Annotated in this window: 14 protein-coding genes; 2 read left to right on the forward strand and 12 right to left on the reverse strand. The window is 41.9% G+C overall.

Translation table 11 applies throughout. The features are described 5' to 3' along the window. Positions 1-14: 14 nt before the first annotated feature. The 12 genes from DW173_RS11550 to rhaB all read right to left on the reverse strand — a co-directional run bounded on the left by DW173_RS11550 (position 15) and on the right by rhaB (position 20258). Positions 15-1571: a hypothetical protein gene (locus DW173_RS11550; protein WP_032849584.1), complete on the reverse strand. Its 1557-nt coding sequence runs from the start codon at positions 1569-1571 to the stop codon at positions 15-17. A gap of 388 nt (positions 1572-1959) precedes the next feature. Beyond that, positions 1960-3498: a hypothetical protein gene (locus DW173_RS11555; RefSeq protein ID WP_008776393.1), complete on the reverse strand. Its 1539-nt coding sequence runs from the start codon at positions 3496-3498 to the stop codon at positions 1960-1962. Between the two features lie 28 nt (positions 3499-3526). Next, a complete protein-coding gene (locus DW173_RS11560; protein WP_004304976.1) occupies positions 3527-4138 on the reverse strand; it encodes a fasciclin domain-containing protein in 612 nt (203 codons plus the stop codon). A 14-nt stretch (positions 4139-4152) separates the two neighbouring features. After that, complete coding sequence (locus tag DW173_RS11565) at positions 4153-5622, reverse strand: RagB/SusD family nutrient uptake outer membrane protein (protein WP_008776394.1); 1470 nt, start codon at positions 5620-5622, stop codon at positions 4153-4155. A 13-nt stretch (positions 5623-5635) separates the two neighbouring features. Then, on the reverse strand, positions 5636-8773 hold the full coding sequence (locus DW173_RS11570) for a SusC/RagA family TonB-linked outer membrane protein (RefSeq protein ID WP_120144478.1): 3138 nt from the start codon (positions 8771-8773) through the stop codon (positions 5636-5638). 335 nt (positions 8774-9108) lie between these two features. After that, positions 9109-13134 (reverse strand): two-component regulator propeller domain-containing protein, encoded by a 4026-nt coding sequence (locus DW173_RS11575; protein WP_120144479.1) that lies wholly within the window; start codon positions 13132-13134, stop codon positions 9109-9111. A gap of 108 nt (positions 13135-13242) precedes the next feature. Continuing rightward, positions 13243-14142: an AraC family transcriptional regulator gene (locus DW173_RS11580; protein WP_004310460.1), complete on the reverse strand. Its 900-nt coding sequence runs from the start codon at positions 14140-14142 to the stop codon at positions 13243-13245. A gap of 175 nt (positions 14143-14317) precedes the next feature. Beyond that, on the reverse strand, positions 14318-15472 hold the full coding sequence (gene fucO, locus DW173_RS11585) for a lactaldehyde reductase (protein ID WP_004299884.1): 1155 nt from the start codon (positions 15470-15472) through the stop codon (positions 14318-14320). Positions 15473-15568: 96 nt separating this feature from the next. Then, positions 15569-16378, reverse strand: a complete 810-nt coding sequence (rhaD, locus tag DW173_RS11590; RefSeq protein WP_004299882.1) for a rhamnulose-1-phosphate aldolase — start codon at positions 16376-16378, stop codon at positions 15569-15571. 92 nt (positions 16379-16470) lie between these two features. Next, positions 16471-17490 carry an L-rhamnose/proton symporter RhaT gene (rhaT, locus tag DW173_RS11595; RefSeq protein WP_120144480.1) on the reverse strand — a complete coding sequence of 340 codons (1020 nt, stop codon included), beginning with the start codon at positions 17488-17490 and terminating at the stop codon, positions 16471-16473. Positions 17491-17493: 3 nt separating this feature from the next. Beyond that, complete coding sequence (locus DW173_RS11600) at positions 17494-18750, reverse strand: L-rhamnose isomerase (RefSeq protein ID WP_008018351.1); 1257 nt, start codon at positions 18748-18750, stop codon at positions 17494-17496. A 50-nt stretch (positions 18751-18800) separates the two neighbouring features. Further along, positions 18801-20258 (reverse strand): rhamnulokinase, encoded by a 1458-nt coding sequence (rhaB, locus tag DW173_RS11605; protein WP_087316974.1) that lies wholly within the window; start codon positions 20256-20258, stop codon positions 18801-18803. Between the two features lie 235 nt (positions 20259-20493). Between rhaB and DW173_RS11615 the strand changes: the two genes are divergently transcribed. Then, positions 20494-20967 carry an arginine repressor gene (locus DW173_RS11615; RefSeq protein WP_004310466.1) on the forward strand — a complete coding sequence of 158 codons (474 nt, stop codon included), beginning with the start codon at positions 20494-20496 and terminating at the stop codon, positions 20965-20967. A gap of 27 nt (positions 20968-20994) precedes the next feature. Continuing rightward, entirely contained in the window at positions 20995-21573 is a 579-nt protein-coding gene (locus DW173_RS11620) for a GNAT family N-acetyltransferase (protein WP_004299851.1), read from the forward strand. Positions 21574-21575: the final 2 nt, after the last annotated feature.

The following is a 21575-nucleotide window of genomic DNA, read 5'->3' on the forward strand; positions in this document are numbered from 1 at the left end:
AAGTTTCCGTCAATCTATTGAACCGATTTTGTATCGTTATAATCGATCAATGAATGAACTGAAAGATTCAACTGCCGCATGTGCGACAGAAAAGATTCATAAGGTTCGTATTCGATGGAAACCACTCCTTTATTAGAAGCTTTTCCGTTAGAATCGTAACCATCATTATACTCAAAATGTACCCAGCCTACACAGTTTCGAGTTTCAAGCAAACGAAGACAGAAGTTCTGATAAAACTCACCTCTATTTTTTTGTGTATGCACCAACCAGCCACCTCCTTCAGTATTAGCATATCCAGTTCCCTGATAACTGGCATCTTCCGCTTTTATATAGAATTCTGAAACTAAAAAAGGTTTCGCTCCACACCAGACTTTCAGGTTTGCCAAGAAATCTGCCTCCGGTTGCCAACGTGCATAATAGTTGACGGAAACAAGATCGCAATAACGAGCACACGCTTCCACCACTTTCTGATTATATTTACTCCAATCATGCAGACGTGTTCCCAATATCAAATGCTCTTTATCATATCGTCTGACGGTAGCGGTGGTCAACTGATAATAATAATCAGCAACCATCCCCCGGAAATCTTCCTGATTTTTCTTGGTTATCACTCCGGTAGAAGCTATACCGTTATCCCGCATAAACTTTTCTGCATACTCACGAGCAGCTTTATAGCGTTCGGGCAAAGACAAGAAATGTTTCAGATCAATTCCTCGCAAAGGGTCAGCATTCTGATAACTGGCAAATGGCAATTCATTGTCAAGATAGAAACCTATAAAATGCCGGTCACCGGCAAATAAAGCTGACTTCTCTTGTACGAGACGATCTATGTACGTAGCAAATGTGGGTTCAAAAAGAAGAACTAAGCGATTATATTTGTCATCATCAAACGCGTAGCCCAAATTCTTACTCATATCCCACATAAAGGTACGAAGCAGATACAGATTCTCTGCATAAGCAATCTTTTGCGTCTTAGGGGTCAACAAGTTACCACGTACTGCAGCAGGAAATACTTCAATACGGTTCGAGCCATACGAAATATAGTTTATATGATTGCCTGCTAACAGTTTGCCAGTCTCTTCACTCCATTGCGCCTCACTACCGTATCGAGTACCGAAAGCCTTCTTATGAGCAGTAGATTCTCCCGGACGAACATGCTGAATTCCATGAATGATAACAGCTCCATTATCCGGATCGAGCAAATAAGAACGGCCTCCACAATAAGCCACTCGGAAAAAGCCTTCTTTTCCAACCACAGATGAAGGTTGCAAACCGATTCGTCCTCCCCATGCAGTCCGGCTATAACCCGAAGAGGGAGTATACCAATTCATATTATCAATGGTACGTGTTTCCCTTGAATCTGCCGTTGTCCATGCCTGGAAAGTTCCGTTCTGCCACTTCCGGTATTCTACATTCATAAAAGTATATTCATCTTTTTCCAAAGGAGTATCTTCTCCTTCCGGTTTCAAAGGTTCTATTTCGTTGGAAGAGGAGGAACAGCTAAACGTCAACTGCATCAGTCCGACCAAAGATAAAAAGAGGAAATACCTATATATTATATGTTTTCTCATATTACTTTCAGCTACTGCACATTATTACTTAACCATCGTATTTGTTATCAGTCGCATCTTTCGTATACTCTATCTACGGTTCACCGGATAGCTGTTACTAACTCTCGCGTTGGCTATTAATAGAAAAGTTATTCTCTACAAGGAGAGAACTCCCTTCCCCCTTGTTGCAAACTTCTTTTATCCCTAACATAAACTATAAACGAAAGCTTTGTTTTTATAATTGAAATCTTTGTTTTTATAAACGCAACTTGCATTTATAAAAACGGAAGCTTCGTTTATAGTTTGTATCGGACAGAGAACAACTTTATTCCCAATGAAAGGGAAGTTTAGTCTTAATAGAAAAGAAGTTTTCTATTAAGACTTCAGACGGTAGGTAATACTACCCTGCTTACTTCTTCTTAGGGAATTTGATTTCAACCGTTGCTATCTGTTTGGTCGTATTATTATCCATCTTTCCGGAGACATCAAGTACCTTCATGACACCGTATCTTTCTCCACCGGCACTTGAATTACCACTAGTCTTAAATCCAATCACACTGCCGACAAAGTTATCAATTGTCATATACACTTTCTGATCGGCACTTCCGGCCAAATATTCATTCTTAATAGAAGAACGAGAAGCCGCATCGTAATCAAAGCCTGCCGGGAATAACACAAATTTTGTCATATTCTTAGCCGGCAGATTGCTCAAGGACTTTCCGCCCGATCCTTTATACAGACTATTCTTGCTATCTACATTCTCCATCGAATAGAAACGGAAAGAAAGAACACTATTAGCAGAATTTATAAAGAACTTTATATCAACATTCTTAGCACTTTCCACACTGGAGATAGCTTCATCTACCGAATACGTTTTCATATCATTCAACGAAATCAGAGCGAACGGTTCGGCATTGGCCAATACATGACTGCCAACCTTAAGTTGGACAACTTCCATATTCACATAGGTCTTTACGATCCCTATAACTTCCTTGCCTTCCCGACCATCAGAAACAACCACCTTGAGTTGAGATGTTTCTTCTGTCAGTTGCACCTTAGGCTTATAATCAAAATTCTTGTTATCGCCCACTATCTGCTCACGGAAAATCTCTGTACTTACTCCATTCTCCACCCGGAAGATAGCTACCTGTTTTACACCGCGAACGGATTCGATGTGCATCGGAACTTCCGTATCTACTCCTTCATCAGTAGTAATAAGCTCTTTACCCAAAGTCAATACAGGAACCGGAACAGTCTTATATGACACCTGCAAAGTAGAAATTGTGATATTACCATAGATATCTTCCGCTTTCACTTTAAAGCCCTTATCGCCTTCTTTATATTCTATCAGTTCATCGTGCTCATACGTTTTGTCGCCATTCAGTATATCACTGCCTTTCGGTGTTTGTCCGTCCGTAGAGACCAAGAATCTTTCCACTTTCTTCAAACCTGCTTCCGAAACAATTTTAAAAGTAGTACGAGGCATTACCGGATTCTCATCCATTTCATCATATATAATCTCTTCCGGGTCGAATGTTATGACAGGACGTGCCATTACATCGGTAACAGCAATTGGTAAAGTTCCGCTCGTAACATGATTCAATTTATCCGTAGCCTCAATGATAAAGGCTTCGTAATTTGCATTGTATTCCAGATTTTCAGACAAGCTGTAAGAATTGGGATTAAAAAATTCAGTCACCGTTTTATATTCGGTCACCCCCTCCACTGTCTGCAATTTCATTGTCACACTCTGGAGTCCGGCCTGCGACTTTATGACAGCCACTACCGGCAGATTATCTACTTTATTTAAATCCACATCCAGTTGTTCCATCGGGAATTTAATCACAGGAGCAGCCGCATTAGGATCCAGACCATCATTATCATCGCTACAGGCAGCAAAGCCCAGGCAAAGTCCTAGTATTAATAAGGTATATATTTTACGAATCATAATTAGTTCTCTTTTTAATTAACTGTGGTTATTTGGAATATTTGCAATAGTTCTCAAATATATGAATCACACCGTTCGTCGGCAGAATGTTGCTAGTCTTAGCCTGACGCTGTGGAGATTTCCCGTTGCTTCCGGTCTGATTCACCAGAATCTTACCTACTGCAGCCTGCCATGGGTTTTTCCATACAGACATTGTCATCAGTCCATTCTCTCCTTTCAGCATCGTCAATACGAACATCGGTTCCACCTGCAACTGTCCATAAGAACTATATTCACCGTCTACAATGTGATAAAGCAACATGTTCGTTACTTTCTCTTTATCACAATCGGTAATGGATGCTGCACCTGCAAATTCATTTTCACGATACAACTGCATACCTGCATTATTCAAAGCCAGAAAAGTATATTTATTGTCAGTCTGGGTATAATAGTCCTTCAGACCTGTATACTCAATAGCTGCTATCAACTCCGAGAACATATCTTTGTGATCTTGGAAATATTCCCACGCTGTCACTTTTACATACGGATCATCCACCGAAGGCTCATAATCATAATTCTTCTGCAAGTCCAGGTCACAGCCGGTCAATGCCAATATCGCCCAACAAAAGAAAAGGGTCTTATATAATATTGTCTTTTTCATTGTTTCTACCTTTTTTAGTTGTTAGTATTACCATAATACGTGTTCTGCACAATCTTCGGATTTTCCAAGATATGTGAATAGTGAATCGGGAAGAGTTCGTTTCCGTCCTGTTCCATTCCGTTAATCGGTTTCATCACTTCCTTCCACTTTCCGGTACGCAACAAGTCAAACCAGCGGCGTCCTTCGCCGGCTAATTCCACTTGCCGTTCACGCAATATATAATTAACGACTTCGTCTTCAGAAGCAAAATCATTTTCAGTCAACGTGTTCAATCCGGCACGGTCACGTACAGTTTTTACTAAATCCAAAGCTTCACCCCATTTTCCCTGATGAGCACGAGCTTCTGCTTGCAACAACATCATATCTGTGTAACGATAAATTGGATAGGCTACTTCGCATGTCTTATTCAAAGAGTTACTGATGTCACCTGCCATATATTTACGCAATTCATTTCCATTCTGGTAATTCTTCACCGTATAATCTTTGCGCAAATCACCTTTCATATCCTTTTCATCAAAGATGCTCATAAACTTGTCGGACATAACTGCCGCACGGTTTCCTGAACCGGAAAACCATTGATACATATAACTGTAACCATTCGTGCCGACTTCATCCATGTTGAAATGAACAAGGAATATTAACTCTCTGGAGTTATATTCATCATTTTCGGGCGTATCATCCGAAGGCTTATTGTTCAGTTCTTCTGTAAACATGGTATGCCAAGTAGCAATGTTAGGTTCGAAGTCTACAAAGCGTCCACCCTTTTTGGAGGCAATAGTTGCCATTTTATCAATGGTTTGGTCAGCCAGATTATATTCTTCAGCCCACATATAAGCGTCCGCCATGATAGCCCATACGCCACAGATAGAAATACGCTTGCGTTCGTAATTCTTATTACGGTTAATCAGGCTTTCCGCCTTTTTCAGGTCAGGAAGAATAACATGTTCCAGAATATAATTCTTATCTGTACGTTCCTTATAGATAGCCTCCGAATACTTTTCAGTAGGTTCTATAAACAAAGGTACGTCTCCCCAGACACGGATAGCATAGAAATAAGCCAGAGCACGCAACGCATACGCTTGTCCGAGGTAATCATTACGGTCTGCCACATCAGGCATACTGATATTAGGAACATATTTGATGGCCAGATTGGTCTGGTTAATCATCTGATACAAGGTCGTCCATTTCGCACATTTCTCGTCCGTAGACATCAGGTTGTTGATCACACGTGCCTGATCGGCCATCACTGGTGCTCCGGGAGCTACGTTATCCGAACGGAACTCACCCCAGTAAAAATAATTCTCGCGTAAAGTGGAACGCAACAGTCCGTAGATTTCATTTATACCTGCCTTAGCGTCGCGGGCGGTCTGCCACATGTCACCTGCCGGGATCTCACTCACCGGTTCCTCATTCAGAAAGTCTGAACAGCTATTCAATGATAGAGCCAGGCATACAGCTCCAACAAAATATTTTATATTCTTCATACGATATCTTCAATTAAAAGTTTGCAGAAAAACCAATACCATATTCTCTCTTTCTCGGATAGCGGTAAGAGTCTTTACCTACCTGCAGAGGATTACTTGTAGAGAATTCAGGATCGAATCCCGAATAGTTGGTCCATGTCAATGCGTTGTTTACAAAAGCGTAGATATTTATATTCTTCAACATCAGCTTCTTTATCCAGTTTTCAGGAAGATCATAGGCTATACGTACGTTCTGCAGACGAATAAAGGAAGCATCTTCCAGATAGAACGAGTTACCCATACGTGCATTGTTATAATCATCATTATACGGACGCGGATAGATTGCCTGGTCACCCGGATGCAACCACATATTATGGATGACTTCCGGCGAAGGAGTGGTTCCGGTATATTTGAACATATTACGATTATGCTCGGCTGCATTATAAATCTGTCCTCCTAATGAATAATAGAATCCGAGATACAAGCTTACGTTTTTCCAAGTTACGGTTGTATTCAAACCACCGGTCACATCAGGCATGGCATTACCAATCACCATACGGTCGTTATCATCAATCACACCGTCGCGGGTTCCTTCCGGTTCTTCCCAGTTGTAATCTCCGCCACGGAACGGTTTGCCGTTCGGTAACGTTTTCTGGCGAATATCACCTGCATATTCCTTTCCATTCAATAAATACTTGTATTGGAATACACCATTTTCAAACACCGGAGTCAGTTGCTCCCAGTTATCCGTAAAAGCATTTGATTCATCATAAGCAAAGACACCGGCACTTTTAAATCCGTAGAAGTCACCTACACGGCCGCCTTCCTGCATCCACCAGATATCACCTTCCATATATGCCTTACCTTCAGACAGCTTTTCAATACGGTTGATGTTTCTGGAGATATTGAAAGAAGCATTCCATTTCCAATCCTTCGTGCGGATAATATCACCGGTAACGGCAATTTCAAACCCGCGGTTGCTCATCTCACCGACATTGGTTTTCATATATGCAAAACCAGACTCCTTAGGTAATTGGTAGTTTGCCAACAAACCGTCTGTGTATTTATCGTAGTAATCGGCAGTAATCGTCAAACGGCTATTCCAGAAATTCAAGTCCAAACCAAGGTTGAACTGTTTAGTTTCCTCCCATTTCAGATTGTCTTTACCGATACGGGTCGGAATAACGCCGCCCACTCCGTCATAGATAGAATTCGGAGAATAAGAATAAATATAATCATAATTTCCGATCGCTTCATTACCGGTGATACCATAACTTACACGAATCTTACCATCTTCCAGGAATTTCTTCGAGAACTTCATGAATTTTTCATCTGAGAAACGCCATCCCACTGACACTGACGGGAAATTACCCCATTTGTTTTCTTTCGCAAAACGAGAAGAACCGTCACGACGCATATTCGCTGTAAACAGGTATCTCCCCAGATAATCATACGTCACACGTGCAAAAACGGAAGCCATGGAGTGATTACTCAATGTAGATCCCGTAGAGGATAAATCCAGATTGGCAGCAAACGCGTTCATTGTATAAATAAAGTCGGTAGAGGAATTCAATCCCACAAAAGTTTCATTTTCATAACGCCATTGTTGAGCACTGACACCCACCATCGCGCTGAAATTATGTCCTTTTATCTTGCGTGCATAAGTGATGAAATCTTCATTCATCCAGTTCCAGTTGAGGTAATTATAAGAATACCCTTTATTCTGTTTCTGCCATTCATCAGTAATAAGACTAGGTTCGAGTTTTTTGCGCTTGTCCAAATAGAAGTTGGCATTTATATTGGCTCTGAACTTCAGGTACTTGTTGAATTTGATTTCAAAGAACTGGAAGAAGTTAGCCTTATAAGAATCCGTAAAGTCAGTGGTATAATTGACCTGTGCAATAGGATTCTTCTGACCATTAAACACCCCGACCAAAGAGCCATCCGGATAATAAGTATTGAAATAAGGACGACGAGTCAACACTGCGCTCAATAACGTACCTTCATTCAGACCTTTCTTTTTAGAATAAGTAAGAGAAATACGGCTACCCATATTCATCCAGTCTGTCGGTGAATAATCGGAGTTGATACGAGTATTTAATCTTTGGAAACCAGTATTGGAAATAATACCCTTCTCGTTATAATAACCGGTATTGATGAAATATTTCAGTTTCTTTGTACCGCCACCTACGCTGATATCCACCTGATCTTTCTGCGCAGTACTTGTAATCATGTCCAGATAATCATTGTCTACATTGAAGAATGAATTCAACGGATCATCCAGAATATCAATACTTTCATCCGGATTACCTCCGCCGTATGTTTCAAAATACTCTTTACGATATTGGTCGTACAACAAACGTTCCTTGCGGTTTGCCTGTGGAACCTTGTGAGACAATGTACCCCACGAGTGATTATACTTGATATCAATACGGGCTTTACCTTCCTGCCCACTTTTGGTAGTGATAATAATCACACCGTTCGCCGAACGGGAACCGTAGATAGCTGCAGAAGCGGCATCCTTCAAAATCTCCATAGAAGTAATATCATTGGTATTGATACCATCGATACTTTCCAAAGGCACACCGTCTACGATATAAAGAGGAGTAACCCCTTCGGCAGAGAACGTGGAAGTACCACGTATTTTGATAGAAGAAGATTCACCGGGCTGTCCGGAACCGGATACCACCTGTACACCGGCAGTAGTACCCTGCAATGCTTCAAAAACATTAGTAGCCATTTTTTGCTCAATGGTCTCGCTTGAAATGGAAGTAATAGCTCCCGTTACATCACGCTTTTTCATCGTACCGTAACCCACTACCACTACTTCGTCCAATAGCTTAGAGTTCTCTTCAAGCGTAATATTCATTGTTTTATCTTTCACTACCACATCTTTAGGGGTATATCCCATGAATGATACAGTCAAAGTAACTCCCTTCTTCGAAACATTCAATGAGAAATTACCATCTAAATCTGTAATTGTTCCATTAGATGTTCCCTTTTCCATCACATTGGCGCTAGGCAAAGGAAATCCTGTTTTATCCACAATAACTCCCTTCACTGCAAACCCGCCTTGAGCATAAGCCGGATTGACAAGGAAAAAGAGACTCAAGGAAATCAAAAGGAACGACTGAAGCAACCGCACTTTTGTCCTACTCTGCAAATTTTTCATAACTAGAATAAAATTAAATTGGTTAATTATCAAGGTTTTACTCACTACTTAATTAATTGGGGAAAATATATTGATTCTCTCCAATAAGATGCTATCTTTTATTTACTACATGGATATTTGTCTTTCATAATACTACACAATAATTATTATATTAGAATAAAGATTACACAGTACCCGGTCTACCAAATGAAAGTGTGTGCGGACACACCTAACCAAAGAAAACTCAAGTACAAGCTGGCATTATCCAACGCCACAAAAGTATCGCATTTGAATATATTGCACCCTATCGAATTGTTCGTTTTATCTAGTCTAAAAATTCAGATGACTTATTTCAATCACTTCACAGAGGGTTCGGAGGAGGTATTATGAGCTTTTCGGTATTGCGTAGGAGCAATATCAAAAAGTTCTTTAAAGCATTTATTGAAGTATTGAGGATTTCCAAATCCTAACCGGTAAGCAATATCCGATATATTCATTTCCGGAGAATTCTGCAGAAAATATGCCGCTTTTTTCAGACGCAGATTCATGATAAAATTATTTGGCGTACTTCCCGTGATACCTTTTATCTTCTGGAATAAGACAGTACGTCCCACCCCCATCTCACGTGAGAAGACATCTACACTGAATTCGGGATTTTCCATATTATCTTCCACTACCTGCGTCGCTTGTTCGATAAACCTCTGATCGAGTTCATTCGTTGCAATCTTCTCCGCTTTGCTATCCAGCTGATGGGCATATTTATTCTGTAAAAGTCTGCGGGTATTAATCAGATTATTGCATTGCATCACCAGCCGCCGCATATTAAACGGCTTCACCACATAAATATCCGCTCCAATTCTCAATCCTTCCAACTCACGTTCGGGCGCACTAAGGGCAGTCAGAAGAACGACGGGGATATGACAGGTTTCAATATTGTTCTTAATTTTGGCACACAATTCCGTTCCGGGCATTCCGGGCATCATAATATCCGAAATAACCAGATCAGGTTGCATCATCTTTACTTTCTCATACCCTTCCTCACCATCACTTGCAGTTTCAACCGTGTACAATGGAGAAAAGATATCTACAAGGATATTTCTGATTTCTTCATTATCATCAATAACCAACAGCTTGCAGTCAGTAGTCCCACTCTCACTTTGAGCCGACTGTACCTCCTTAACCAATAGTTCTTTATCTTCCGAATAATAAATATATTCCTTATCCTGCTCCGGTTCAATCCGGGAAACAGAAGAATCAAAGTGAGCATCTCCTTTCTTCAGAGTGACCTTAAAACATGAACCTTTCCCCAACTGACTTTCTACAGTTATATCTCCCTGATGAGCTTTCACAATCCCCTGACTTAGAGCCAGCCCGATACCCGTTCCTCCATACTGTCCGATATTCTCAGCCTGATAGAACCGCTCGAATATCTTCACGTAATCTTCCTCGGATATTCCTGCCCCATTGTCTGAAACAGAAAACATACATTCATCCGCTCCATCAGCCAATTCCATACTGATACTTCCACCGTCTGAAGTATATTTAAAAGCATTCGACAGCAGGTTATTAACCACTTTCTGCAATTGCATACGATCTCCCCACACGAGGCATTGCTCACAGTCAGCATGCAAAACAAACGAAATATTCCTGTTAGCTGCCAATTCTTTGAACAATACATAATGCTCTTTGAGTAAAGAATATAAATCAAATTGAGAAACTTTCAATTTCAAAAGTCCCTGCTCCTGTTTCCGAAAATCAAGCAACTCCGTTATCAATGATTTCAGGTTACCGGCATTTTTATGTATATTCAGTAATTTCGAATAAGCATACGTAGACAACTTACCGGAATTCAACAACAGATCAACCTGCCCCAGGATAAGGGTAATAGGGGTTCTGATTTCGTGTGAGATATTAGTGAAAAAACGCAGTTTGGATTGGTTCATTTCTTCAATGTATTGTTTCTCACGAAGTTCAAAATCCAACGAGGTTTTCAAGAACAGCCGAATTCTATATTCTCTCACCACAAAGAATAGAATCGTCAGAATCACACACACATAAATTGTATAGGCCCACCAGGTGGCATAAAAAGGTGGTGTGATCGTTATATGAAGAGATCTAATTACTTCCGGAAAGTTCTTCAATCTGATCTCAAAAACATAATCGCCCGGAGATATATTTGTATAAGTAATATCATTCCCCAAACGATTCTCACTCCATTCGTCATTAGAACCTATCAACCGGTATTCTACCTCACCACCGCCAATATGCAGAAAGTTATCTGTCGAGAAACCGATAGAAAACACATTCTGCAAATAATTCAATTTAATCCGGTCGGTATAGGCAAAGGACTTATTTAGGATGCCGGTTTGATCGCCTGTGGTAATCTCCTTATTATTGACATACAAATGAGCCAACTCCAAATCATATATTTTCGGAGGATAGGACAAGCTACTTTCACGAATGGCAACCAGTCCGGTAGCTCCTCCCATATAAATATCATGATTGCGGGATACATGCATGGATTTCCTATTAACAAGAGTCAGCGGAAATCCTGTTTTAGAATTGAAGTTTATCACTTTCCCGTCTTTCTGTTCTAACACAGACAATCCATGTCCGGTACCAATCAATAAATTCCCGGAAGGAGTTTCGCCCAACACTCTGATATTTTCTCCCGATAATACGCTTTCAGGAGTATGCAAACGAAACAAACGCTCTTTCTTATCCAACAAGAAAAGCCCGTTGCCATGTGTTCCGACCCAAATGTTTCCCTTTCGATCCTCATAGATGACATTGACCAGCTCTTTTTGAGATCTGACCTGCTTCTTCAGACTTATCCTATACGTTTCAAACCGTCCTTCATCAATCACATAAGCTACACAACCATCATCGGAAGCAAACCATAGCCGGTTTTTCGAATCAAGCAACAAAGTGTTATAATTATGTGTAAACAACTCCTTTTGATGAAACAACACTTCAGTTTTTAAAGTCTGTTTATCCAGACTAACAACTGCAGATGTTGTACCTACATACAATTTACGAGGAGTGTCGGCCAAGGCAAACAGAGCTTCTCCCACACTTTCCTCTCCGAGCGGTTCGAGGTCATATATATCATTCCGATAGTTATCAAGATGAAAACAGTTGACCTTGTTTGTAAAGTCAGCGGCAATCCACAAGCAGTTATTAGCCTCATCAAAAACGACATCTTTCAGATAATCCGTACTAAAATGATATCCGGTATGCGCATTAAAATGCTTGAATGTTCCTTGTTCCGGTTGATATAAATCCAGTCCCCCACCTTCTGTGCAAATCCATATATTTCCGGATTTATCTTCTGCCATAGCACCCACCACCGGAAAAGACAATCCGGTATCCGAAGCATGATAATGTACAAAATGTTGATATTCCGGTGAGAAGAAATTCACGCCGCCCCAATAGGTCCCCACCCAGACAGTTCCTTGTTTGTCCGTATAAAGAGAAGTCACCGAACGATTGGACATAGCCCCCACCCGGTTAGGATCCGCCTGATAATGAAATATTTTCCCGGTAGCCACCTCAATCTTACTCAATCCGCTTCTGTAACCTACCCATATATTCCCTTCCAAATCCTGACATAGCGCTCTTGCCATATCATCCCGGACCGTGTAAACACTCTTGTTGTTATAATCATAATGATGTATGACTGCACCTTGAGGTGAAAAACAGAAAACACCATGATCCTGCGAACCAACCCAAATATTCTGATCGTTACTTTTTATCAGTTTCATCACCTTGATTCCGGGCAAATAAAGCGACATCGATCCACAAGTATCCACACGCATCACCCCGCCATCTTTCAAAGCAACCCAAAGATTTCCTTCCGAACCTTCTACCATTGTCGGCCCGGTGTCCGGCAAATGTACCTCCGCATACATTGGTTTCACGGAACGGGTATTCTTATCATACAAGAAGAGTTTTCCCCCTTCTGCAATCCACACTCCCAACTTTCCTTTGGCAAGAGTGGAAGGAGAAGGCACCGGAAGAATATAATATTTCTCCGTTTCAAGGTCGAACTGGAAAAGTCCGGTAGAAGTCAAGAGAAAAAGACTCCCCTGGCCGTCCTCCACCATCTGGGTGACATATAGATTACCATAACTGATGGAATCGTTATGAAAATGATTAAAGACTTTGATATGATTGCCATCGAAACAATTCAGACCATCCAGTGTGGCAATCCATATACGCGACTTCTCATCCTGGCAAATATCGCTCACCGTTATTTGCGACAATCCATCCTCCACACCCAATGTTCTGAACTTATATTCCTGTGATTGAAGAGGAGATATAAATCCTAAAAGAGATAACAGAATAAGAAAATGGATCTTAGATAGTTTTTGTCCGCGCATATCAAGAATGATGGTTTATAGCACATTATCTTCGCCACAAAAGTAACAGTTTTTATGATATTCCCAAAATCAGAGCCAAATAACTAATAGATATGGACTTCATCCTATTCATTCTTCCCGCCCGAACGAACGATACTCCAACGGAGTAAGTCCCGTACGTTTCTTGAAGAAAGAGAAAAAATATTCGGTTGACTGGAAACCTAGAAAAAAAGAAATCTCTTTTACTGACTGGGAAGTTCCCACCAGCATTTGTTTTGCTTTACGAAGTTTCAATTCCTGGAAATATTTAGCAGGAGCATAACCTGTATACTCCTTAAAAACACGTCGAAACCATGAATAACTAATATTGAGTCGCATAGCCAACTCTTCCGGGTCCACATTGCCGGAAACATTTTCATTCATAATGATTTTTGCCTGTTCGATCTTCTGATCCACATCACTCATCTCGAAAACCTTATTCTTGGAGACGGAAAGAATCATCCCTATCATGTGGAGCACAATCCCGGAAAGATATTGTTGCGCGGAAATCTTATCCGCTTCGGCTACGGCAAGAGCACGGGAGAATAATGAGACTAACTCTTCATTAAGGCCTATTTCCAGTATTTGCTGTTCCTGCGACAAAAAAGCATCATCAACAATGGCGTCTATCATAGGCCCCTCGAAACCGATATAATATTCCGTCCAACCAGTCTGCCGCAACGGGCGATAAGTATGCCATTGCCCGGGAAACAATACCATCAGCCGACCTTTACAAACTTGCTTTTCAGAGGTAGAATCAGATGAAAACAAACCACGCCCCTTGGTGATATATACCAATTGATACTCACGAAGCACTCTTCCTTTTTCTGCATTAAAGAAGTAACCGGAAGGATGCTCTTTCAACGGATAAGGTGAATCAGGAGGAATGGATTGATAGCCGACGGTATTTACCCATAGCCCGAATTTACGGTCCATGTCATTTACAATCAGATATTTAAATTCTAATCCCAAACTATTATCCTCGATCATACCGATGTGTTTTCATGTAATTGAGTTGGACAAAAATAGGAATTATTTTCAGAAAAACACCACAGATTACACAGATTTACACAGATTATTTTCTAATCGGAAGCCGATATTTAAGAATTAAATCTGTGTAAATCTGTGTAATCTGTGGTGAAAAGAACTTCCGCAAAAACTAACTTTAGAAAGCTTTGCGATATAGAGCTTCGATATCTGCTACCGAAGTAGGACGAGGATTACCGCCTGTACAAACATCATTGAAAGCAGCTACAGCCAGTGCAGGAATATCTTCTTCCTTCACATTGATTTCATGTAATTTCTGCGGTATATTGATACTGGCAGAAAGTGCTTTCACTGCCTCAACAGCCGCTTTTACTCCCTCGGCTTCACTCATTCCGGTAGTGTCCACTCCCATTGCTTTCGCAATATGGATATATTTCGGAGCTGCTGGAGATTCAGCATTGTATTCCATCACATACGGCAACAATAAGGCATTGGCTACCCCATGAGGAGTATCATAGAACGCACCTAACGGATGCGCCATCGAGTGGACAATTCCTAAACCGACATTCGAGAATCCCATACCGGCAATATATTGTGCCTGTGACATTGCTTCGCGGGCTGCCACATCTTTACCATTATCCACAGCTGCTTTCAAGTTTTGAGCAATCATTTCAATGGCTTTCAATTCGAACATATCACTCATTACCCAGGCACCCGGAGTGATATAACTTTCGATGGCATGAGTCAAAGCATCCATACCGGTAGCAGCAGTCAGTCCTTTTGGCATTGAGTACATCAGTTCAGGGTCTACGATAGCTACGGCAGGAATGTCGTTCGGGTCTACACAAACCATTTTCTTGCGAGCATCTTCATCAATAATCACATAATTGATCGTTACCTCGGCAGCTGTTCCGGCAGTAGTAGGCAGCGCGAAAGTAGGCACCGCTTTGTGTTTGGTATCGGCTACCCCTTCCAGAGATTTCACGTCTGCAAAATCCGGATTGTTCACAACAATACCAATTCCTTTGGCAGTATCGATGGAAGAACCGCCGCCCAAAGCAACGATAAAATCGGCTCCGGAAGCTTTGTATGCCGCCACACCGTTTTGTACATTTGCAATCGTAGGGTTCGCTTTTACATCACTATAAAGTTCGTAAGGAATCTGATTTTCATCAAATACTTTAATGATTTCGGCAGCCACACCAAACTTGATAAGATCTTTATCCGTTACAAAAAAGGCTTTCTTAAAGCCACGTCTGGCTGCTTCCACAGCAATGACACTACGGCATCCGGCACCGAAGTACGAAGTTTCGTTTAAAATAATGCGATTCATGGTTATCTATTTGTTTAAAGGGTTAACCGCAGCACCTTCCAGGGTAGAAAATGCCACGGTTTCTAAAGTAATTAAAATCAATGACTAGTATAAATCTTATTTAGGAAGATTGAAAGCTACTGACATTTCTTTCATCTGTTCCTGACTCATACCATCCGGTTCGAAGCCCATATTTTTAGCTGCGATATAAATCAGAGCCGACTTATTGAGTACATCAATCTGATCGAATGCCTGCATCGCATCGCAATCCACTGCAAATACGCCATGTTTCTCCCACATCACCACATCGTAATCCTGCAATTCTTTGATGGTAGCTTCAGCCAATTCCACCGAGCTAGGTAATTTATAAGGAATGATACCCAAACCACGCGGGCAGAATGCCTTTGTTTCAGGAATCATACTCCACAACAGATTGGTAGCCACATCTTTTTCCAGAAACTTCGGACAATGTGTCATGGCAATCAGTTCGATCGGGTGTGTGTGTACAGATGCTTTATAAGGAGAGTTTTTGCTCAACAGGTCATTGTGTACGCTCAAGTGAGAAGGCAATTCCGATGTCGGGGCTACAGCTTCATCCGCAATAATCACATAGCTGGCACAGTCATCCAGAATACGGATTACCGAACCATTTTCCATCGGCCAGCGGGCTAAATCACGCATGCGTTTATTAGTTCCCTTGCAGTAGAAATAGCAGCCTTTCAGATAAGGAAGAGTCACACCGATAGATTTTACTTCGCTGATCGGCTTCATCTGACGGATTTCATCGTCTACAAACTCTGTGATATTAACAGTGATATTACCACCATTACGTTCAGCCCATCCTTTCTGCCACAAGTATCCGGCAACTTCTGCTACCTTGTTTACTTCTTTGGCAAGTGCCGGACGATTCTCTAAAATTGATTTCATTATATATATATTTTAATTAGGCACGGATTACATGGATTTTGCCGCAAGTTATAAAAAAACTGCGTAATCCGTGTAATCCGTTCTTGATTTTTTTAAAACAAATTTGGGAATACTAAAGAGAAGATAAGGACGATCAGACCAGCTATCAGCACAGTTATGGTCTTGTTTGACACCCCTTTCCATTCTTTCAGAATTATTCCCCAAACATTACTAAAAGTTACGTTCAATGCCATCAGGATACACCAGGAGAAAGCCAGTAACACCGGGCTTTCGGTGAGGAAGCTCTTACCCATTTCCAATCCGAAGAACTGCATATACCATAGTACACCAGCCAACGCACAGAACACTAGATTATTGCCCCACACTTTTCCTTTAGCATAGTCACCCATCGATTTATTAGCTACATTCTGTTGCAAACAGTAAGCTGCATTTGTCAGGAAGCCTCCAAGCGTAACCAGAAAGATAACCGGAAGACCGGCATAAAGTCCTTCTACTCCACCAACCAAAGCGGCTTCTTTGATAGGTGTTCCTGCATCCAGTCCCAAAGCAAAGCAGGCACTCATGACACCAGCCAAAAGTGCAACCAGTAACCCTTTTGTCAATGCAAAGTCTTTTACGGCAGCACGTTTTTCTTCTTCACTCATGTTTTGCGCACGCAAGCTACCGGCATACCCGATAATAGCAATACCTGCCAACGTGATGCAAACACCCAACAAAAGAATCAGCCCGTTACCTTCAAACAAGTTTGTACCGGCAAAAAGAGCCGGAAGAAGGGTACCGAAACCGGCACAAGTACCCAGTGAGATACTCTGTCCGAGCGCAACACCCAAATAGCGCATGGAAAGTCCGAAAGTCAACCCTCCTACTCCCCACAATATACCATAAAAGATGCTCATTCCAGCACCTCCTGCTCCCCACAAGTCGAACAAACTGCTCTCTTGGGGTACACCCAGTAGTGAACCCAGGAACGGGAACACTAACCAGGCAAATACACCTTGTATTAACCAGAAGCTTTCCCAGCTCCATTCTTTTACCTTTTTGATAGGTACATAAGAACTGGACTGGCAAAAGCTACCGATGGCTATAATCAATAAGCCGATTAAGATTTCCATAACTTATCGTTTAGAAGTTACTTCGGCTTCGTACTTTTCAATTTCTGCGATGAAATCTTCACCAACAGGAACATTGTTCTTCAAGCAGAACATATCCCAAACTGCATTCCAAGGAAGCGCCTTTTCTTCTTCGAGCAAAGCCAGACGTTGGAATCCCTGTCCGTTTGCTTCGTATTCGCGCAACTTGGCAATCGGTTCGAGCAGAGCACGAGTCATACATTTCTGTGCAGCACGACTACCGATTACGTATGCACCGATACGGTTGATAGATGCATCGAAGTAGTCAAGACCATAATGTACACGGTCCAAAGCACCGCAGCGAACGATTTCGCTGAACAGTTCCATTGTCGGATCATCCATGATAGTAACATGGTCTGAATCCCAACGAACCGGACGGCTTACGTGCAACATCAATTCAGGTACATAAAGCAACAGTGAAGATACTTTATCAGCTACACTTTCTGTCGGATGGAAGTGACCGGTATCCAACGTAATCATCTTGTTACGAGAAGCACCATAACCGATATAGAAGTCATTAGAACCCACTGTATAGCTTTCCAGACCGATACCGAACACCTTAGATTCGATACAATCCTTCATATTCTTATATTCGGTAGCGAAGATCTGATCCAAAGAATCTTTCAGCAATGCACGATATTTCATACGATTTACCGTAATATCCTTGCTTCCGTCATGTACCCAAAGATTCATGATACACGGATCCCCCTGTGCCTTACCCATTTCTTCCGCAACGGCACGACAGCGTTTGGTATGTTCAATCCAGAACTGACGGATACCTTCATCAGGATTAGAAAGAGACAAGTCACCTGATTTCGGATGAGAGAAAGAGGTAGAGTTGAAGTCGAGCTTCATGTTATGCTCTTTACCCCATTCGATCCAGCTCTTGAAATGTTCCGGTTCTACCTGGTCACGGTCTACCACCTTACCCTGGAAATCTCCATAGATTTCGTGCAGGTTCAGACGATGAGTACCCGGAATATAAGAAGCAGCTTTCAAAATGTCAGCACGCAATTCATCAATATTACGAGCTTTGCCCGGATAATTACCGGTTGCCTGAATACCTCCGGTCAATGAGCCGGCCTGTACTTCAAATCCTGCAACGTCGTCAGCCTGCCAGCAGTGAAGTGACAGATGAAAATCCTGCATCGTTTTCAATACTTGTTCAGTGTCTACACCTACTGCTGCATAACGTTCCACAGCAATCTCATACGCTTTCTGAATCAGTTCTTCTTTTTTCATGATATTCTATTAGTTTAAATAAATGATTATTCTGTCGGTTGTTCAATGCATTATCGAACGCAATTCTTAAAATGGATATAAGCCGCGTCCCAAGCTTCCGTATCTTGCGGCTGATAAGTCTTCAACGGGATAGAGCGGTTGATTAACTGGCGCATACCGGCAACATCCGTTGCTTCACCTGCTGCCATTGCCTGAATCATTACATTACCGATAGCTGTTGCTTCAGACGGACCGGCTATCACAGGAATTCCTATCGCATTAGCTGTAAACTGGTTCAACAGATCATTCCGGCTACCGCCGCCAATTACGTGCAATGTATCAATCGGACGGGGAGAAAGCGAACGTAAATTCTCCAATACCTGACGATAACGCAAAGCCAGACTTTCAAAAATACAACGCACCACTTGTCCACGTTTCTCGGGAACTGCTTGTCCGGTAGCCCGGCAATATTCAGCAATAGCTTTTTCCATATCCGCAGGATTCGCGAAACAATCATCATCCGGATTAATCAGACTACGGAACGGCTCGCAAGCATCCGCCTCATTGATTAATTCAGGATAGCTTGTATCTCCCCAATTCAGACGACAACGTTCCAACAACCACATTCCACAGATATTCTTCAACAGACGGATGGTTCCTTCCACCCCACCTTCATTGGTAAAGTTCAACGCTTCCGTTTCAGCATTAATCACCGGAGCATCTGTTTCAACTCCCATCAACGACCAAGTCCCACTGCTCAAATAAGCAAAGTTGCGATCCAATGCCGGAACGGCAGCAACAGCAGAACCGGTATCATGGCCGGCTACTGCAATCACAGGAATTGCCCCCAGTCCGGTTATCTTTTGCACTTCTTCCGTCAATACTCCCACCTTTTCACCCGGAAATACAAAACGTCCGAAATTCTTTTCACTCAAACCTACTGCTTTCAGCAACTCCGGTTCCAAACGACGTGTTTGAGCATTTACCAGCTGCGCTGTCGAAGCAATTGTATATTCCGTCACCATCTCTCCGGTCAGCATATAACTTAATGCATCCGGCATAAACAGAATTTTATCTGCCGCCTCCAATGCGCTGTCGTGATTGCGACGTAAAGTATCTAATTGAAAAAGTGAATTAAAATTCATAATCTGAATACCCGTTTTGCCATAGACTTCACTACGCGAAATACGGGAGAAAAGAGCTTCCGGTGCTCCTACCGTATGAGGATCACGGTACGCGTATGGCTGACGAAGCAGGTTACCGTCTTTTCCGACGCATACAAAATCCACTCCCCAGGTATCAATACCAATAGAAGCAATGGATTCGCCACGATGAGCCACCAACTTCAGCCCGTCAATAATATGACGATATAATGCATAAATATCCCAATAGAAATGTCCACCCACTTCAATCAGGTGGTTAGGAAAACGATTAATCTCTTCCAGATTTAATCCGCCTTCGATGAAAGTTCCTAAGATTGTACGGCCGCTCGTTGCGCCCAGGTCGACTGCAAAAAAGTTTTGTTTCATGGTATTCTGTCTATATATTTAAGGTATCCATTTACCTACATGGCAAAGATAGGCGATTCCCTCCTCCCTTTCCTTATGTATTTTGATTGAAAGGGTATACATTTTGACACAAAACAAAAAAGCAGGCTCTCACCGTTTAGCATATTTTTCACTTTTATGCAAAAAAACTTTGGTTTTATGCATATTTTCTCCGAAATAATGCATACTTTTGCGCCATTCTTAGAATAATTATACAATGAAGAAGAAAGCAAATCGGTTAGACGCCATCAAAATGATTATCTCAAGCAAGGAGGTCGGTTCGCAGGAAGAACTGTTGCAAGAGCTGAACCGCGAAGGCTTCGAACTGACACAGGCCACCCTCTCCCGCGACTTGAAACAATTGAAAGTAGCCAAGGCTGCCAGTATGAACGGGAAGTACGTATATGTACTGCCGAACAACATTATGTATAAACGTTCTACCGACCAGAGTGCCGGTGAAATGTTACGTAACAACGGATTTATCTCTTTACAGTTTTCCGGTAACATTGCCGTTATCCGCACCCGTCCCGGTTATGCGAGCAGCATGGCGTATGACATCGACAACAATGAATTCAGTGAAATTCTGGGAACCATTGCCGGTGACGATACAATCATGTTGGTGTTGCGTGAAGGAGTTGCCATCAGCAAAATACGTCAGCTTTTGTCACTCATCATTCCCAATATCGAATAATTATACCTATTATTATATAATAAAGAAATGGACACTCAACAAATAGATGTTATGGTAGCCGACGCCTCACATGAGGTTTACGTTGACACTATTTTGGAAACTATCAGAAATGCTGCCGCCGTACGAGGAACAGGAATTGCGGAACGCACACACGAATACGTAGCGACAAAGATGAAAGAAGGTAAGGCGATTATTGCTCTTTGTGGCGATACTTTTGCCGGATTCACCTACATCGAATCATGGGGAAACAAGCAATATGTGGCTACTTCCGGTCTGATCGTTCATCCCGATTTCCGTGGGTTAGGACTGGCAAAACGCATCAAACAGGCTTCTTTCCAACTGGCACGTCTCCGATGGCCGAAAGCAAAAATATTCAGTCTGACCTCCGGAGCAGCTGTCATGAAGATGAACACCGAACTGGGTTATGTGCCTGTCACCTTCAACGAACTGACAGACGACGAAGCTTTCTGGAAAGGATGCGAAGGATGTATCAACCATGATATCCTGGTAGCGAAAAACCGCAAGTTCTGCATCTGTACAGCCATGCTATACGATCCGACAGAGCCGCGGAACATCAAAAAAGAACAAGAAAGAAATAACATTTAAAA

It is taken from the genome of Bacteroides sp. AM16-13, from assembly GCF_003602705.1.
GTDB lineage: Bacteria > Bacteroidota > Bacteroidia > Bacteroidales > Bacteroidaceae > Bacteroides > Bacteroides xylanisolvens.

What these genes read in the sequence shown, in the direction of transcription:
- DW173_RS11550 (WP_032849584.1), bottom strand. Translation starts at nt 1,571, where the DNA reads ATGAGAAAACATATAATATATAGGTATTTCCTCTTTTTATCTTTGGTC.
- DW173_RS11555 (WP_008776393.1), bottom strand. Translation starts at nt 3,498, where the DNA reads ATGATTCGTAAAATATATACCTTATTAATACTAGGACTTTGCCTGGGC.
- DW173_RS11560 (WP_004304976.1), bottom strand. Translation starts at nt 4,138, where the DNA reads ATGAAAAAGACAATATTATATAAGACCCTTTTCTTTTGTTGGGCGATA.
- DW173_RS11565 (WP_008776394.1), bottom strand. Translation starts at nt 5,622, where the DNA reads ATGAAGAATATAAAATATTTTGTTGGAGCTGTATGCCTGGCTCTATCA.
- DW173_RS11570 (WP_120144478.1), bottom strand. Translation starts at nt 8,773, where the DNA reads ATGAAAAATTTGCAGAGTAGGACAAAAGTGCGGTTGCTTCAGTCGTTC.
- DW173_RS11575 (WP_120144479.1), bottom strand. Translation starts at nt 13,134, where the DNA reads ATGCGCGGACAAAAACTATCTAAGATCCATTTTCTTATTCTGTTATCT.
- DW173_RS11580 (WP_004310460.1), bottom strand. Translation starts at nt 14,142, where the DNA reads ATGATCGAGGATAATAGTTTGGGATTAGAATTTAAATATCTGATTGTA.
- fucO (WP_004299884.1), bottom strand. Translation starts at nt 15,472, where the DNA reads ATGAATCGCATTATTTTAAACGAAACTTCGTACTTCGGTGCCGGATGC.
- rhaD (WP_004299882.1), bottom strand. Translation starts at nt 16,378, where the DNA reads ATGAAATCAATTTTAGAGAATCGTCCGGCACTTGCCAAAGAAGTAAAC.
- rhaT (WP_120144480.1), bottom strand. Translation starts at nt 17,490, where the DNA reads ATGGAAATCTTAATCGGCTTATTGATTATAGCCATCGGTAGCTTTTGC.
- DW173_RS11600 (WP_008018351.1), bottom strand. Translation starts at nt 18,750, where the DNA reads ATGAAAAAAGAAGAACTGATTCAGAAAGCGTATGAGATTGCTGTGGAA.
- rhaB (WP_087316974.1), bottom strand. Translation starts at nt 20,258, where the DNA reads ATGAAACAAAACTTTTTTGCAGTCGACCTGGGCGCAACGAGCGGCCGT.
- DW173_RS11615 (WP_004310466.1), top strand. Translation starts at nt 20,494, where the DNA reads ATGAAGAAGAAAGCAAATCGGTTAGACGCCATCAAAATGATTATCTCA.
- DW173_RS11620 (WP_004299851.1), top strand. Translation starts at nt 20,995, where the DNA reads ATGGACACTCAACAAATAGATGTTATGGTAGCCGACGCCTCACATGAG.